Here is a 15,026-nt window from a genome sequence, read left to right as displayed (position 1 = left end):
CGTCAGCGCGGCCTGAGAAGCTCACGCGCGACGATCAGCTTCTGAACCTCGGTCGCTCCCTCGTAGATGCGGAGCGCACGGACTTCGCGATAGAGGCTTTCGACGATTTCGCCCTTGCGTACGCCCCGACCACCGAACATCTGCACCGCGCGATCGACGACGCGCTGGGCGGTTTCCGTGGCGGCCAGCTTCGCCATCGCCGCCTCACGCGTGGTGGAAAGCTTCTGGACGTCGCGGCGCCATGCGGCGCGATAGGTCAGCAGCGCCGCCGCGTCCGTTTCGGTCGCCATGTCGCCGAGTGCGGCCTGGGTCAGTTGCAGGTCCGACAGCGTCGTCCCGAACATGCGCCGTGTCTGCGCGTGCAGTCGCGCCTCCTCCAGCGCCCGCCTGGCGAACCCGAGCGCCGCAGCGGCGACCGAGGCCCGGAAGATATCGAGGGTCTGCATCGCGATCTTGAAGCCGCCGCCTGCCGCTCCGAGACGACGGCCGATCGGAATGCGGCACTCGTCCAGGCGCAGGGTTGCGAGCGGGTGCGGCGCGACGATGTCGATGCGCTCGGCCACGCTGAAGCCAGGATCATCCGGGAACACTGCGAAGGCCGAGATGCCGCGCGCGCCCGGCGCCTCGCCGGTTCGCGCGAACAGCGTGTAGACGTCGGCGATCCCGCCATTCGAAATCCAGGTCTTCTCGCCGTCCAGCACGTAGCTATCGCCATCTTCGCGCGCCGTGCAGCTCATCGCCGCCACATCCGAGCCCGCGTCCCGCTCCGAAAGCGCGAATGCGGCCAGCCATTCGCCCGAACGTACCTTGGGCAGCACGGCGTTCCGCAGCTCCGCCGAGCCGGCAAGCGCGATGGCTCCGGATCCGAGCCCCTGCATGGCGAATGCGAAATCGGCGAGTCCATCGGCATAGGCCAAAGTCTCGCGCGACAGGCAGATCGAGCGGGAATCGATGCTGGCCGCATCACCATCGGGTGCGGCAACTGCGCAATCCAGCAGTCCGGCCGAGCCGAGCGCGCGCACGAGCTTGCGACAGGCAGCGTCGACGTCGCTGTGGTCGACCCCATCAAGTCCGCCCTGCGTGACGAAACGGTCGAGCGCCTCGCAGACGGCGCGATGACGCGGCTCGAAGAACGGCCAGTCCAGCCAGTCCCGGGAGATCATCTTTGCCGGTGAGCTCATCTGTCGCTCCACGAGGTGGGGTTTGCCGGACGGCTGGCATGGTCTTGGCGTGCGGGTGATCGAACAAGCCGACTGGCCAAGCCAATTGCTTTAAGCTTAAACTATTTCGTTCCGGGGCGACGTTGTCAAGCCGCGGGGCGCGCAAACGACGTCCCGGTGCTTGTCGCCGGTGCATTGAAGCCTGTTGAGAGCCAGCACAATCACAGCCTGCTGCACCGCAGAACGATTTGCGTCGCAACATCCAAAATGAGACTGCCCGTCAAGCCAGACGAGCCGTCCACGCATGCACGGCATGCAACTTCGGTTAGCCTCCCCGTCAAATCCGCAAGCCTTCGAGCTGCGGGCGCAACGCCGATCCGGCGCGGCGACAAATCGACGACACAGGGAGGAGCACAATGTCCAAATGCAGTGTGGGGCTGCTCGCGCTGAGCAGCCTGTTTCTTTCAGGCGCCGCGATCGCTCAGGAGAAGATCAAGGTTGGCGTGACCGCAACGCTCGAAGGCACCTATACGGTGCTCGGCGAGGACGGCATGCGCGGCCATCAGACCGCCCTCAACGTGCTCGGCAAGAAAATCGGCGACAAGGAGCTCGAATTCATCGTCGCCTCGACCGACGCAACGCCGGACTCCGCCGTGCGGGCCGTGCGCAAGCTGATCGAGCAGGACAAGGTGCAGATCCTGCTGTCGCCGCTCTCCGGCGACGAAGGCATCGCAGTGAAGAACTTCGCAAAAACCCACCCCGAGCTGACCTTCATCAACGCGGCCTCCGGCGCCCAGGAAACGACTTACGTCGATCCCGCCCCGAACTTCTTCCGCTACAACATGGACGGCGCGCAGTGGCAGGTGGGCCTCGGCAAATACGCCTACGAGGAGAAGAAGTATCGCAAGATCGCGACCGTCGGCGAAGACTATTCCTTCATCTACACGCAGGTCTTCGGCCTCGTGCTTGAATTTTGCGGCGCGGGCGGACAGGTCACGAACCGGCAATGGGTGCCGCTGGGAACGAAAGACTTCGCCTCCGTCATCGCCGCCCTGCCCGACGACGTCGATGCCATCTATCTCGGCCTTGGCGGCGCGGATGCCGTCAACTTCCTCAATCAGTACCAGCAGGCCGGCGGCAAGGCCCATCTGATGGGCGGTTCCATCATGATCGATCAGACCATCCTGTCGTCGAAGGGCAACGCCAAGAATGCCTTGGTCGGCACCATCGCGGCGAGCGGCCAGGCCGACACCTGGGAGGATCCGGGCTGGCAGAAGTTCGTGAAGGCCTATCAGGACGCCTTCCCACCCAACAAGCGCTTCCCGAGCCCGTCGCTGCTCGCAACCAACTACTATGATTCGACCATGGCGCTGATCCTCGCGCTGCGCCAGGTCAACGGCGACCTCTCCAACAACCAGGCGAAGTTCAAGGAAGCGCTGGCGAAGATCGAGATCGATGCGCCGAATGGGAAGATCAAGCTCGACTCCAACCGCCAGGCGATCGGCACCAACTTCGTCACCGAGGTGGTCGACGATGGCAAGGGCGCGCTGTTCAGCAAGGTCGTCAAGGTGATCCCGAACGTGAACCAGACGCTTGGCTACGATCCGGCGGTGTTCTCCAAGATCGGATTGCCAAGCCGGACCGTACCGGAATGTAAGAAATACTGACGCATCACCTCCGGAACGCTCAAACGGAGAGCGACTTGCTGACGCGGTCGCTCTCCGCTCTTGCAATCTCGTCGGCGTTGATGAACGCTGGCGGAAAAGACAAGAACATTCGGGAGGGGAAGGCATGAGCCGTGCGCTCGCCGTCTTCCACGGCCGGTTCGGCCGGGCGACGGTTTATCAGTTGAACCGCCCTTTCAATATCCACGCCCATCGTGAAGGTCATTTGATCTTCCATGTCGGCGGCATGCCCGCATGCATTGACGTCTCCAATGGGCACTACGACCTCACCGAGACCTCTGTCGTCGCCGTCAATCCGTGGGAGCCGCACAACTTCCTGCCGGCCGATGTCGACGGCGGCGCGATCTTCTTCGTGCTTTACGTCAATGCTGAATGGTTTGCACCCGACGCCTCCGGCTCCGACCGGTTGCGTTTCGGCCGCACCCAGTTCAGGCGCACGCCTGCCCTCGACAAGCACATCAGGCGAACCGCCGCGCTCGTTTGCGGCGCACCGTCACTCTCCAGTCTGGATTCCGAGCTGAGGCGGCTGATCGACATCTGCTACGACGAAAGCTGGCAGCAGGCCGAGATCACGCGCGATCCGCGCGCAAACGGCTCGGTCACCGATTTTCGCGTACGCAAATGCATCAAGATGATGTCGGAGAGCCCCGGCGCCGAGATCGAGCTCGACGCCATCGCGCGGGAGTCCGGCCTGTCCCGCCCACATTTCTACCGGCTGTTCCGCGTCCAGACCGGCGTCACGCCGAACCTCTATCTGAATACGCTCATCATGGAACAGGCGCTCGAGGCATTGGTGGCGAGCGAGGCGCCGATCGCCGATATCGGCTTCGATCTCGGCTTCTCCTCGCAAAGCGGCTTCACCCGTTTCTTCGCCGCCAATGTCGGCATGGCTCCGACCGATTATCGTCGTGCAGCCAAGGTTTTGCGCACCTGAGCGCCACGCGAAAAGATACTCACGATCAAACGTCGCTCTCGCAGCCCGGCTAGGATGTGGGCAACGCGATCCCGTGAGAGGGTCGCGACCGACGGGAGCGTACGTTCATGGCGAGGCTAGCGGCCGCGGCAAGGCTGCCTGACCTGCATTCAACGGGCCTCAGGCGTGCTGCTTGGAAGAGCGGGCAGCACACATGAGCCGCTTCGTCGAACGCCATCCCGCCTGGGCACTAATTGCGATCATTGCCGTTGCGATCTTGCTCTGGCTGGTCTTTGCGGTCTGGCCGCCCGGGCTCGAAGAGGCGATCGGCCGCAAGCGCGTCTTCCTCAACGCCGTCTTCAACGGCATCACGCTCGGGGGCCTCTACTTCCTCGTCGCCAGCGGCTTCACGCTGATCTTCGGCCTGATGCGCAACGTCAATCTCGCGCACGGCTCGCTCTATCTGTTCGGCGGCTATGTCGGTTACGCCATCAGCGCTGCGACCGGCTCCTGGATCCTCAGCTTCATCGTCGCCTTCATCCTGACCGCGCTGGTCGGCGTCCTGCTTCAGGTCATCGTGTTTCGCCGGATGGAAGGACAGGATCTCCGGCAGACCATGGTGACGATCGGCCTTTCGATCGTATTCGCCGACCTCATGCTGTGGGCCTGCGGCGGCAACTTCTATCAGATCCAGACGCCGAACTGGCTGATCGGCCCCATCGAGCTGCCGCTGGTCACGGCGATCAAATCCTCGGGCGAGCCGGTCTATCTCAGATATCCCTTGGTGCGGCTCGTGATCTTCGCCGCGTCCGTGGTCATTGGCGTCGGAATGTGGCTCGCGCTCAACCGCACCCGCATCGGCATGATCATCCGCGCCGGCGTCGATGATCGCGACATCCTCGCTGCGACCGGCGTGCGCATCCAGCTCGTCTTCGTGCTGGTCTTCGCTTTCGGCGCCGGACTTGCCGGCATCGCCGGCGTCGTCGGCGGCACTTTCCAGTCATTGTCGCCCGGCGAGGACATCCGCTTTCTGCTCGCCTCGCTCGTCGTCGTGATCGTGGGGGGCATGGGCTCGATCCCCGGCGCCGCGCTCGGGGCGCTGATCATCGGCCTCGCCGAACAGCTCGGCTCGGTCTACATCCCGACCTACGCCATCGTCGTGACCTTCCTGATCATGGTGCTGGTGCTGGCGATCCGGCCGCAAGGCCTATTGGCGAGGCGCTGAGATGTCGCTCGCCCACGATGCCCGCCTTGCCGTAAGCCCCGCCCCGATGGCGCAGCGCCCGACGCGGGTGTGGCCGGAGATCAACCATCCCGCGGCCTGGATCGTCGCGGTCATTCTCCTGATCATGCCGCTGATCGCGAGCGGCTTCTTCCTGATCGAGATCTTCGCCTCCACCCTGATCCTCGGCACCATGGCGCTGAGCCTGATGTTCCTCGCAGGCTATGGCGGCATGGTCAGCCTGATGCAGCTCACCATCGCCGGTTTCTCCGCCTACATGGTCGCCGTGTTCGGGGTCAGCGGCAACGCCAATATCAGCCTGGGCTGGCCGTGGTGGCTCGCGGTCCCGATGGCGCTGGCGCTGGCGACCGCGTTCGGCACGCTTGGCGGCGCGCTCGCGGTGCGCACCGAGGGCATCTACACCATCATGATCACGCTCGCGATTGGAGCTGCGTTCTACTATTTCACCAACCAGAACTGGGCGATCTTCAACGGCCATACCGGCATCAACACCGTGGCCACGCCGCATTTCTGGGGCGTAAACTGGCGCGCCGACGTTCCCTTCTACTACGTCGTACTCGCGGTCGCCGCGCTCTGCTATTTCGCCGTCGAATATGTCTCGCGCGCGCCCTTCGGGCTCGCGCTTCAAGGCGTACGCGACAATCCCAGGCGCATGGCCGCGCTCGGCTTCAACGTCAATGCGCACCGCATCGCCGCCTATGCGTTCGCCTCCTTCGTGGCGGCGCTGGCCGGCGTGCTCCAGGTCTGGAACTACCGCCAGATCTCGCCTGGATCGGTCAGCGTCGGCGCCTGCATCGACGTGCTGATCATCGCCGTCGTCGGCGGCATCACCCGCCCGATCGGGCCCTTCATCGGCGCGCTGATCTTCGTGCTGCTGCGCACCTTCGCGCTCGACTTCCTGGTCAGGCTCGGGCTCGACGGCAACCGCTTCCGCCTGCTGATCGGGCTGGGCTTCCTCGCCATCGTGTTCTGGTCTTCGGATGGCGTCATCGGCCTGTGGCAGCGCTGGCGCCAGCGTCAGCGTCGCGGCGCCGACCGCTCCGGCGGAGGGCGCCGCCATGGATAGCGTCGCCCAGCGTCTTTCCGTGGTGGGTGCCGGCGCTGCGCTGGAGCTGCGCGGCGTGACGCGGTTGTTCGGCGCGCTCGCCGCGCTGACCGACGTCACCATCACCGTGCGTCCCGGCGAGCGGCGCGCCGTGCTCGGCTCCAACGGCGCGGGGAAGACCACGCTGTTCAACTGCATCACCGGCGATTTCCCGCCCTCCTCCGGGACCATCCGCTTCTTCGGCGAGGACGTCACGCATTTCCCGCCCTATGAGCGCATCCGGCGCGGGCTGCGCCGGACCTACCAGATCTCGGCGCTGTTCCCCGGCCTGACCGTGCAGGACAACGTCTATCTCGCCTGTCGCGGCGTCTCGCGCGGACGCTTCTCGTTCCTGCGTCCGGGCCAGAACGATGCCCTGATGCATGCGGCGGACAATCTCGTGCAGGCCGTGCATCTGTCCGCCGTGAAGGACCAGCGCGTGGCCGAGCTCGCGCATGGCCAGCAGCGCCAGCTCGAGATCGCGCTCGCGCTCGCCGGCGCGCCGCGCTTCGTCCTGTTTGACGAGCCGGCCGCGGGCCTGTCGCCGACCGAACGCGCCGAGCTGATCGAGATCCTGACCTCGCTGCCGGCCCACATCGGCTACATCATCATCGAGCACGACATGGACGTCGCCTTGCGCGTCGTCGAGAGCGTCACGATGATGCACAACGGCCGCGTCTTCAAGGAAGGCCTGCCGCAGGAGATCGAGTCCGATCCTGAGGTGCAGGAGCTCTACCTCGGAGGCGGCCATGAATGAGGCCCGCCGCACCAGCGCAGCGCTCGAGGTCCGCGGCCTCGACGTCTATTATGGCCACTCGCACGCGCTGCAAGGGGTCGATCTCACGCTGGAGAGCGGCGTCTTCTCCGTCGTCGGTCGTAACGGCATGGGCAAGACCACGCTCTGCAAGGCGATTATGGGGCTGGTGGCCGTGAGCGGCGGCTCGATCCGCGTCCGCGGCGAGGACATCACGCGGCGGCCGCCGGCCCAGATCGCCCGGCTCGGTGTCGGCTATGTGCCGCAGGGTCGCCGCCTCTGGCGCTCGCTCAGCGTCGACGAGCATCTGCGGCTGGCCGGCGGGCTGCGGCCCGGCGCCTGGACCGTCGAGCGCATCTACGAGACCTTTCCGCGTCTGGCCGAACGCAAGGATCACGGCGGAGGCCAGCTCTCCGGCGGCGAGCAGCAGATGCTGGCGATCTCGCGCGCGCTGCTCACCAATCCGCAGCTCCTGATCATGGACGAGCCGACCGAAGGCCTCGCGCCCGTGATCGTGGCACAGGTCGAGGAGATGCTGTTGAGGCTGGGTGAAGACGGCGACATGTCCGTGCTCGTGATCGAACAGAACATCGGCGTCGCCACCGCGATCTCCCGCAACGTCGCGATCATGGTCAACGGCCGCATCAACCGCATCATCGACTCCGCGCGCCTCGCCGCCGACCGCGAGCTCCAGCAGCGCCTGCTCGGTGTCGGGCTTCACGCCGAGCTCGAGCCGGATATCGACGTCGCTACACCGGGGGCCGAGGCCAAACCGGCGCCGGTGCCTCGCCGCGCCGGCCCGGTCCGCATCTACATCTCCAACCCGACGCTCCCCACAAGATGGTCGCAGCCGGTGCCGATCGCCCGCATCGAGGCGGCCGCACGTACGCTCTCGACCCAGGTCGCGCGGCTCGACGAGACAGCGCGGCGCAAGCGCGAGTCGACGACAGCGCAGGCCTCCGGGCCTCCCGTGGTGCTGGTCGTCGGCACGCTCGACACCAAAGGCCAGGAGCTGCGCTTCATCCGCGACATCATCGCGGAAAGCGGCCTGCGCACGCGCCTGGTCGATGTTTCGACCAGCGGCAAGCATTCATCCTGCGATGTCTCCGCGCAAGAGATCGCCCTGAATCATGGCCGCGGCGGCTCCGCCGTATTCGGCCCGGATCGCGGAGCGGCCGTGACCGCGATGGCAGATGCATTCGCCAATTGGCTGCGGCGCCAGGGCAATGTCGCAGGCGTGATTTCGGCCGGTGGCTCAGGCGCGGCCTCGTTGGTCGCCCCAGGTATGCGCAGCCTCCCCGTCGGTGTGCCCAAGCTGATCATCTCCTCTGTCGCCTCCGGCGATGTCGGGCCTTATGTCGGACCGGCCGATATCACGATGATGTATTCGGTCGCCGACGTGCAGGGACTGAACTCGATTTCGCGCGCAGTGCTGGCCAACGGCGCCCATGCGATCGGCGGCATGGTCAAGGCGCGGCTCGATACGCGCGGCGCAACGGCGCGCCAGGCGGGCGGCCTGCCTTCGGTCGGCATCACCATGTTCGGCGTCACCACGCCGGCCGTGCAGAAGATCACAGCCGAGCTGCGCGACGATTTCGAGTGCCTGGTGTTCCACGCAACTGGCGTCGGCGGCCGTTCCATGGAGAAGCTCATCGAGTCCGGCCAGCTCGCCGGCGTCATCGACCTGACCACGACCGAGATCTGCGACCTCTTGATGGGCGGCGTGTTTCCGGCGACGGAAGACCGCTTTGGCGCGATCATCCGCAGCCGCCTACCCTATGTCGGCTCGGTCGGCGCGCTCGACATGGTCAATTTCGGCGCACCGGAGACCATTCCCGAACGCTACCGCGGCCGCAAATTCCACGTCCACAATCCGCAGGTGACGTTGATGCGGACCACGGCCGAAGAGAACGAGCGCATGGGCCGCTGGATCGGCGAGCGGCTCAACCAGATGGATGGCCCGGTGCGCTTCCTCCTGCCTGAGGGCGGGGTTTCCGCGCTCGATGCGCGCGGCCAGCCGTTCTGGGATCCGGACGCCGACGCGGCACTGTTCCGCACGCTGGAGCGCACGGTACGGCAGACCGGCAACCGTCAGCTCATTCGCATCCCCAAGAACATCAACGATCCCGACTTTGCCGCCGCGATCGTCAGCGCGTTCCGGACCCTGTTCGGCCGCGCCGGCACGCGCCGAAGAGTAGCGAGGTGACCGATGGCGAGGTTTGAACGCGCAGCGCTGCTGAAGAGGTTTCGCGACATGGCGCGTCGCGGCGAGCCGATCGTCGGCGGCGGCGCCGGCACTGGCCTGTCGGCAAAATGCGAAGAGGCCGGCGGCGTCGATCTGATCGTGATCTACAATTCCGGCCGCTATCGCATGGCCGGCCGCGGCTCGCTCGCGGGCCTGATGGCGTACGGCGACGCCAATGCCATCGTGCTGGAGATGGCGAACGAAGTGCTGCCCGTGGTCACCAGGACGCCGGTGCTGGCAGGCGTCAACGGCACCGATCCGTTCCGCGACATGGACGTGTTCCTCGACCAGCTCAAGGCGCTCGGATTTGCCGGCGTCCAGAATTTTCCGACCGTCGGCCTGATCGACGGCACGTTCCGCGCCAATCTCGAAGAGACCGGCATGTCCTATGCGCTGGAGATCGACATGATCGCCAAGGCGCATGACAAGGACATGCTGACCACACCCTACGTCTTTAGCGAGAAAGAGGCCGCCGCGATGGCGATCGCCGGCGCGGACATCATCGTCTGTCACATGGGCCTGACGACCGGCGGCTCGATCGGTGCGCAGACCGCACCGAAGCTCAAGGACTGTCCTGCCCAGATCGACACCTGGGCCTCCGCAGCACTCAGCGTCAATCCTGAGATCTTGGTGCTGGCGCATGGCGGCCCGATCGCGGATCCCGCTGACGCAGATTTCATCATGAAGAACACCCGCCATTGCCATGGCTTCTACGGCGCTTCCTCGATGGAGCGGCTTCCCGTGGAACGGGCGCTGACGGAACAGGTGCGTCAATTCAAGGCGATCGGCGCGCGGTAACGCCGAAGGTACGAGGGAGGGAAAGATGTCGGGGAATCTGGTCAGTGAATTGATCCTCTGGCTGATCGTCGCGATCGTCGTGATCGTGGTCGGCGTCTACATCGTGAACTGGCTCTATCACCGCTCCTCCAAGGAGACTTCGTTCGTCCGCACCGGCTTCCTCGGTGAGCGCGTGGTGATCAATGGCGGCGCCTTCGTGCTGCCGTTCATCCACGATTACACGCCGGTCAACATGAACGTGCTGCCGATGGGCATCATCCGCTCCAGGCAGGACGCCGTGATCACCCGCGACCGCATGCGCGTCGATATCGAGGCCGACTTCTACGTCCGGGTGCAGCCTACCCGCGAAGCCGTTTCGATCGCCGCAGCGACGCTCGGCCGCCGCACCATGGAACCCGGACAGCTCCATGCGTTGCTGGCCGGCAAATTCATCTCCGCGATCCGCTCGGTCGCCTCCGAAATGACCCTGGAGGAAATGCACGAGCGGCGCGGCGACTATGTCGCACGGGTCAAGACCAATGCCGCCGAGGCTCTCGCCCAGAACGGCCTCGAGCTGGAGTCCGTCGCGATCACCGATCTCGACCAGACCGACCTTGAGTTCTTCAACCCCTCGAACCGCTTCGACGCCGAAGGCCTGACCCGGCTGATGGAGGACATCGAGGCCAAGCGCAAGCTGCGCAACGACATCGAGCAGGACTCGATGATCAAGATCCGCTCGCGCAACCTCGAAGCCGAGCGGCAGGCCCTGGAGATCGAGCGCGAGAGCGAGACCGCGCGCCTGGAGCAGGAACGCGACATCGAGATGCGCCGCGCACTCCAGCGCACGGAAGTCGCTCGCGAACGGGCGCTGCGCGAGACCGAGGCCGAGCAGGCGCAGATCTCCGCCCGCGAGGCCATCGAGCGCGCCCGCATCGCCAATGAGCAGGCGATCGCGGAGGCCCGCATCGCCTCCGAGCGCGAGACCCGCCAGAGGGAGATTGAGCGGACGCGTACCATCGAGGAGAAAGAGCTGCTGGCGCGCGAGGAGATCGAGAAGACCCGGATCGCCAACCAGCGTTCGATCGACACCACCCGCATCGCCTCGGAACGCGAGGTCCGCCAACGCGAGATCGAACGGATGCGCACGGTGGAGGAAGCCGAGATCGCCGCGCGCGAGGCGATCGAGAAAGCGCGGATTCAGCAGGACCGCGTCGTCACCGACGCTCGCATCGCAAACGAGGAGGAGACGCGGCGTCGCGAGATCGAACGGACGCGCGCCGTGGACGAAGCCGAGATCGCCGCGCGCGAGGCGACCGAGAAGGCCCGCATCGCACAGACGCTGATCGTTAATGTCGAGCGTATCTCCTCGGACGAGCGCACCCGCGCGTTGGAGATCCAGCAGGTGCGAACCATTCAGGAGGCCGAGATCGAGGCGCAGCGCGCGGTCGAGGCCGCCCGTATCGCCCGTGAGCGGACGCTCGCCGCCGAGCGCATCGCCGCCGAGCAGAACACGCGGCAACTCGAGATCGAGCGCAACCAGGCGCTCGACGTCGCCGGCATCGCCGCGCGCGAGACCACGGAAGCGACGCGCATTGCACAGGAGGAGCGCGTGCGCTCGCTGGAGATCGCCCGCAACCGCGCCGTCGAGGAAGCCGATATCGCCTCGCGCGAGGCAATCGAGGCGGCCCGCATCGCTCAGGAGAAGGCCGTGGCGGCCGAGCGCATCCAGGCCGAGCGCGACACGCGCTCGCTCGAAATCGAGCGGACCGGTGTGCTGGAAGCGGCCGAGCTGAAGCGGCGCGACGCGATCGAGCGGCAGCGCATCACGGTCGATCTGGCGCTGGAGGCCGAGCGCATCGCTTCCTCCAAGAAGCGCGAGGTGCTCAACATCGAGCAGAAGAAGGCGATCGAGATCGCCGACGAGGATCGCGTCATCGCACTGTCGACCAAGAAATCGGAGCGGATCGACGCCGACCGTCAGGTCCGCCAGGCCGAGATCGTCGCGCGCAAGGAGGTCGAGACCACCGACGTCTCGCGCGAGCAGGCGCTGGAGGCGGCACGGATCGAACGCCGCCGCGCCATCGAGCAGCTCGAAGTCGCCCGCGTGCAGTCGCTGCAGGAAGCCGAGATCGCCTCCCGCGAGGAGGTCGAGCGCGCGCGCATCGCTTCGGATCGCGGCCTCGACGAGGCCCGCATCGGCCGCGAGCGCGAGCTGCGCAAGCTCGAAGTCAATCGCGAGAAGGACGTCGAGACGGTGCTGATGGATAAGGCCATCGCCATCCATCAGAAGTCGTTGGAGGAATCGGCGGCGCGCGCCGCCGCCGAGGAAGCACGCATACGGGCGACCGAAGCCGCCGAGCGCGTGGTCACGGCCCGCGAAAGCGAAATCGCCAAGCGCCGCAAGACGGTCGAGGTTCTGCTCGCCGAAAAACAGGCCGAGGAGACCCGTATCGCCGCGGAAGCCGAGCGCGTGCGCGCCGCGGTCGAGGCCGAGGCGCAGCGGATGCTCAACGAGGCCGAGAACGTGCTCACGGATCAGGCGCGCTACTCGCTGTTCCGCAGAAAGCTGCTCGACCGCATCGAGGGCATCGTACGCGAAAGCGTCAAGCCGATGGAGAAGATCGAGGGCATCCGCATCCTTCAGGTCGACGGCCTCAACGGCAACGGCCATGGTAACGGCAATGGCGGGCGCAGCGCCACCGACGAGGTGATCGACTCGGCGCTGCGCTACCGCGTCCAGGCGCCGTTGATCGACTCCATCCTGTCTGACATCGGCGTCGAGGGCGGCAGTCTCGCCAAAATGCCGGGCCTGATCCGCGAAGCCCGCGACATGCAGGGTATCAAGGATTCCGCGCGCAAGAGCGGCGGTGGCGGCGACAAGCCGGCCGCCTCCCCGCCTGCAGCCGAGGGCGGCGAGCCGCCGGCCGAGCGCGGGCCGCGAAAGAAGAGCTGAGGTCTGAACCATGGCCCGCGTCTACGTCTCCACCGTCGTCAACGCCCGCAACGACCGCGTCTGGGCGCGGGTGCGCGATTTCAACGGCCTGCCGAACTGGCATCCCGCCATCGCCGAGAGCCGGATCGAGGGCGGCGAGCCCTCCGACAAGATCGGATGCGTCAGGGATTTCCGCCTGCGCAATGGCGACCGCATCCGCGAGAAGCTCCTCGGCCTCTCCGACTACGACATGTTCTGCACCTACTCGATCCTGGAATCGCCGATGGGTGTCGAGAACTACGTCGCGACGCTGCGGCTGACGCCCGTCACCGACGGCGACCAGACTTTCATGGAATGGACCGCCGAGTTCGACTGCGCGCCGGAGCGGGAAGCCGAGCTCGTCAACAATATCGGCGGCGGCGTCTTCCAGGGCGGCTTCGATGCCCTGAAGCGCGTGTTCGGAGGCTAGCCGTGCCGCATATCGTCAAGAGCACGATCCTGGACGCATCGACTGAGGCGGTGTGGAACGTGCTGCGCGATTTCAACGGGCACGACCGCTGGCATCCGGCGGTGGCGACCTCCTCGATCGAGCGTGCGCAGTTCGCCGACAAGATCGGCTGCGTCAGGCGCTTCAAGCTTAAGGACGGCTCCGAGCTGCGCGAGCAATTGCTGGCGCTGTCCGACCTCGAGCAGACCTTCAGCTACTGCCTGCTCGATACACCGGTGCCGATGTTCAACTACGTCGCTCATGTCCGCCTGCTGCCGGTCACCGATGGTGACCGCACCTTCTGGCATTGGGAGTCGCGCTTCACGACAAAACCCGAGGACAGGAACCGCATCACGCACATGGTCGCTGAAGACATCTACCAGGCGGGATTCGAGGCGATTCGCCGCCATCTGAAGGAGGCCGCCTAGCCATGGCTGTGACCGTGAAAACCTTTGCCAATGCCGGCGAAGCGGCCGGGGCGCTATCCTCGGATCGCAGCGCCCGCTATCTCGGTGGCGGCACGCTGGTGATGCGGGCGCTGAACGAGGGCGACGTGTCGGTATCGACCATCGTCCGCGCCAGCGACCAGGCGCTGACCCGGATCGACGCGTCGGGCCCGCGCGTCACGCTGGGCGCGGGCGTCAGCTTCGCGCGCGTCCTCGCCGAGCGCGACCTCGCCTTCCTGCATGCACCCGCCCGTTCGATCGGAGGGCCCGCCGTGCGCAACATGGGCACGCTCGGCGGCAATCTCTTCGCGCCGAATCCCTACGGCGATTTCACCGTCGCGCTGCTGGCGCTCGACGCCATGGTCGCGGTGCAAGGCAGCTTCGGCGCCCGTGACATCGCGATCGAGGAGTTCCTGCAGTCGCGCGAGCGGCAGTCCGGCGCGCTGGTGCTCTCGGTCTCTTGCACGAGGCCGGCGAGCGCCGAAGCGTTTCGCTATCGCAAGATCGCCCGCATCAAGCCGAAGGGCGGCTCTGTCATCACGCTGGCCGCGCATCTTCCGGTCAGCGGCGGGCGCATTGCCGGCGCACGCATTGCGCTCGGTTCGATGGCGCCGACCCAGATCCGCGCCAAGGGGGCGGAACGTGCGCTCGAAGGCCGCTCGCTGGATGCCGCGACCATTGCGGCGGCCGCATCGGCAGCGTCCGAGGGGACATCGCCATCCGACAACGCGCTCGGCAGCGCCTGGTACCGCCGCGAGATCGTCGGAGTACATCTGCGCCGTCTGCTCTCCGGCCAGGAATAGACAGGGACCGCCATGTCCAAGACGCCTCTGCAATTTCGCTACAACGGCCGCGACGTCGCGATCTTCGTCGATGGCGGCACCAATCTGCTGGTCGCGCTGCGCGAATTGATCGGCGACATGACACCGAAATTCGGCTGCGGCCAGGGGGGCTGCGGCACCTGCAGCGTGCTGATCGACGGAGAACTCCACCTCTCCTGCCTGACGCTGGCAGAGACCGTCGCCGGCCGTTCCGTCGAAACGCTGGACGGCATGAAGCAAGGCCCGAACCTGCATCCGCTGCAGCGGTCGTTCGCCGACCATTTTGCCGCCCAGTGCGGCTATTGCACGCCGGGCATGCTGATGGCCGCAAAGGCGCTGCTCGACCGCAATCCCTCCCCGAGCCGGGCCGACGTGATTGAAGCAATCTCCGGCAACATCTGCCGCTGCACCGGCTACGAGCCGATCATCAATGCCATCCTCGCCGCCGCCGGCGGCCGGGCCAGCGCCTGAGGTCAGAC

14 protein-coding genes are annotated in these 15,026 nt (G+C 66.2%); 12 read left to right on the top strand and 2 right to left on the bottom strand.

Annotated elements, in window-relative coordinates; genetic code table 11:
• Positions 1 to 2: 2 nt before the first annotated feature.
• Positions 3 to 1,181 (bottom strand): acyl-CoA dehydrogenase family protein, encoded by a 1,179-nt coding sequence (locus BCCGELA001_RS15170; RefSeq protein WP_060735688.1) that lies wholly within the window; start codon positions 1,179 to 1,181, stop codon positions 3 to 5.
• Between the two features lie 395 nt (positions 1,182 to 1,576).
• Here BCCGELA001_RS15170 and BCCGELA001_RS15165 point away from each other — a divergent pair, with 395 nt between their 5' ends.
• Positions 1,577 to 2,827 carry an ABC transporter substrate-binding protein gene (locus BCCGELA001_RS15165; protein ID WP_060735687.1) on the top strand — a complete coding sequence of 417 codons (1,251 nt, stop codon included), beginning with the start codon at positions 1,577 to 1,579 and terminating at the stop codon, positions 2,825 to 2,827.
• A gap of 19 nt (positions 2,828 to 2,846) precedes the next feature.
• Here the strand turns inward: BCCGELA001_RS15165 and BCCGELA001_RS38150 are convergent, their stop codons facing one another.
• Entirely contained in the window at positions 2,847 to 3,050 is a 204-nt protein-coding gene (locus tag BCCGELA001_RS38150; protein WP_008553195.1) for a hypothetical protein, read from the bottom strand.
• Here BCCGELA001_RS38150 and BCCGELA001_RS15160 point away from each other — a divergent pair.
• The 11 genes from BCCGELA001_RS15160 (at position 2,952) to BCCGELA001_RS15110 (ending at position 15,018) form a co-directional block, all read left to right on the top strand.
• Complete coding sequence (locus tag BCCGELA001_RS15160) at positions 2,952 to 3,779, top strand: helix-turn-helix domain-containing protein (RefSeq protein WP_060735686.1); 828 nt, start codon at positions 2,952 to 2,954, stop codon at positions 3,777 to 3,779. The two genes, BCCGELA001_RS38150 and BCCGELA001_RS15160, sit on opposite strands and share 99 nt — an antisense overlap.
• A gap of 193 nt (positions 3,780 to 3,972) precedes the next feature.
• Positions 3,973 to 4,983, top strand: coding sequence for a branched-chain amino acid ABC transporter permease (locus BCCGELA001_RS15155; RefSeq protein WP_008553198.1), 1,011 nt, complete (start codon positions 3,973 to 3,975; stop codon positions 4,981 to 4,983).
• Between the two features lies 1 nt (position 4,984).
• Positions 4,985 to 6,067: a branched-chain amino acid ABC transporter permease gene (locus tag BCCGELA001_RS15150; protein WP_060735685.1), complete on the top strand. Its 1,083-nt coding sequence runs from the start codon at positions 4,985 to 4,987 to the stop codon at positions 6,065 to 6,067.
• On the top strand, positions 6,060 to 6,842 hold the full coding sequence (locus BCCGELA001_RS15145) for an ABC transporter ATP-binding protein (protein ID WP_060737661.1): 783 nt from the start codon (positions 6,060 to 6,062) through the stop codon (positions 6,840 to 6,842). Before BCCGELA001_RS15150 ends, BCCGELA001_RS15145 begins: the two co-directional genes overlap by 8 nt.
• Positions 6,835 to 9,045: an ABC transporter permease gene (locus tag BCCGELA001_RS15140; RefSeq protein WP_060735684.1), complete on the top strand. Its 2,211-nt coding sequence runs from the start codon at positions 6,835 to 6,837 to the stop codon at positions 9,043 to 9,045. The genes BCCGELA001_RS15145 and BCCGELA001_RS15140 overlap by 8 nt, the downstream gene beginning before the upstream one ends.
• Positions 9,046 to 9,048: 3 nt before the next feature.
• On the top strand, positions 9,049 to 9,882 hold the full coding sequence (locus BCCGELA001_RS15135; protein WP_060735683.1) for a phosphoenolpyruvate hydrolase family protein: 834 nt from the start codon (positions 9,049 to 9,051) through the stop codon (positions 9,880 to 9,882).
• Positions 9,883 to 9,907: 25 nt separating this feature from the next.
• Complete coding sequence (locus tag BCCGELA001_RS15130; protein ID WP_060735682.1) at positions 9,908 to 12,814, top strand: flotillin family protein; 2,907 nt, start codon at positions 9,908 to 9,910, stop codon at positions 12,812 to 12,814.
• Between the two features lie 10 nt (positions 12,815 to 12,824).
• A complete protein-coding gene (locus tag BCCGELA001_RS15125) occupies positions 12,825 to 13,262 on the top strand; it encodes an SRPBCC family protein (protein WP_060735681.1) in 438 nt (145 codons plus the stop codon).
• 2 nt (positions 13,263 to 13,264) lie between these two features.
• Positions 13,265 to 13,708 carry an SRPBCC family protein gene (locus BCCGELA001_RS15120; protein ID WP_008554694.1) on the top strand — a complete coding sequence of 148 codons (444 nt, stop codon included), beginning with the start codon at positions 13,265 to 13,267 and terminating at the stop codon, positions 13,706 to 13,708.
• 2 nt (positions 13,709 to 13,710) lie between these two features.
• Entirely contained in the window at positions 13,711 to 14,529 is an 819-nt protein-coding gene (locus BCCGELA001_RS15115) for an FAD binding domain-containing protein (protein WP_060735680.1), read from the top strand.
• Positions 14,530 to 14,541: 12 nt separating this feature from the next.
• A complete protein-coding gene (locus BCCGELA001_RS15110) occupies positions 14,542 to 15,018 on the top strand; it encodes a (2Fe-2S)-binding protein (protein WP_008554689.1) in 477 nt (158 codons plus the stop codon).
• Positions 15,019 to 15,026 lie beyond the last annotated feature (8 nt).

Source organism: Bradyrhizobium sp. CCGE-LA001 (assembly GCF_000296215.2).
Lineage (GTDB): Bacteria > Pseudomonadota > Alphaproteobacteria > Rhizobiales > Xanthobacteraceae > Bradyrhizobium.
This window is presented reverse-complemented; position numbering and strand designations above follow the sequence as displayed.

What these genes read in the sequence shown, in the direction of transcription:
- BCCGELA001_RS15170 (WP_060735688.1), bottom strand. Translation starts at nt 1,181, where the DNA reads ATGAGCTCACCGGCAAAGATGATCTCCCGGGACTGGCTGGACTGGCCG.
- BCCGELA001_RS15165 (WP_060735687.1), top strand. Translation starts at nt 1,577, where the DNA reads ATGTCCAAATGCAGTGTGGGGCTGCTCGCGCTGAGCAGCCTGTTTCTT.
- BCCGELA001_RS15160 (WP_060735686.1), top strand. Translation starts at nt 2,952, where the DNA reads ATGAGCCGTGCGCTCGCCGTCTTCCACGGCCGGTTCGGCCGGGCGACG.
- BCCGELA001_RS38150 (WP_008553195.1), bottom strand. Translation starts at nt 3,050, where the DNA reads ATGACCTTCACGATGGGCGTGGATATTGAAAGGGCGGTTCAACTGATA.
- BCCGELA001_RS15155 (WP_008553198.1), top strand. Translation starts at nt 3,973, where the DNA reads ATGAGCCGCTTCGTCGAACGCCATCCCGCCTGGGCACTAATTGCGATC.
- BCCGELA001_RS15150 (WP_060735685.1), top strand. Translation starts at nt 4,985, where the DNA reads ATGTCGCTCGCCCACGATGCCCGCCTTGCCGTAAGCCCCGCCCCGATG.
- BCCGELA001_RS15145 (WP_060737661.1), top strand. Translation starts at nt 6,060, where the DNA reads ATGGATAGCGTCGCCCAGCGTCTTTCCGTGGTGGGTGCCGGCGCTGCG.
- BCCGELA001_RS15140 (WP_060735684.1), top strand. Translation starts at nt 6,835, where the DNA reads ATGAATGAGGCCCGCCGCACCAGCGCAGCGCTCGAGGTCCGCGGCCTC.
- BCCGELA001_RS15135 (WP_060735683.1), top strand. Translation starts at nt 9,049, where the DNA reads ATGGCGAGGTTTGAACGCGCAGCGCTGCTGAAGAGGTTTCGCGACATG.
- BCCGELA001_RS15130 (WP_060735682.1), top strand. Translation starts at nt 9,908, where the DNA reads ATGTCGGGGAATCTGGTCAGTGAATTGATCCTCTGGCTGATCGTCGCG.
- BCCGELA001_RS15125 (WP_060735681.1), top strand. Translation starts at nt 12,825, where the DNA reads ATGGCCCGCGTCTACGTCTCCACCGTCGTCAACGCCCGCAACGACCGC.
- BCCGELA001_RS15115 (WP_060735680.1), top strand. Translation starts at nt 13,711, where the DNA reads ATGGCTGTGACCGTGAAAACCTTTGCCAATGCCGGCGAAGCGGCCGGG.
- BCCGELA001_RS15110 (WP_008554689.1), top strand. Translation starts at nt 14,542, where the DNA reads ATGTCCAAGACGCCTCTGCAATTTCGCTACAACGGCCGCGACGTCGCG.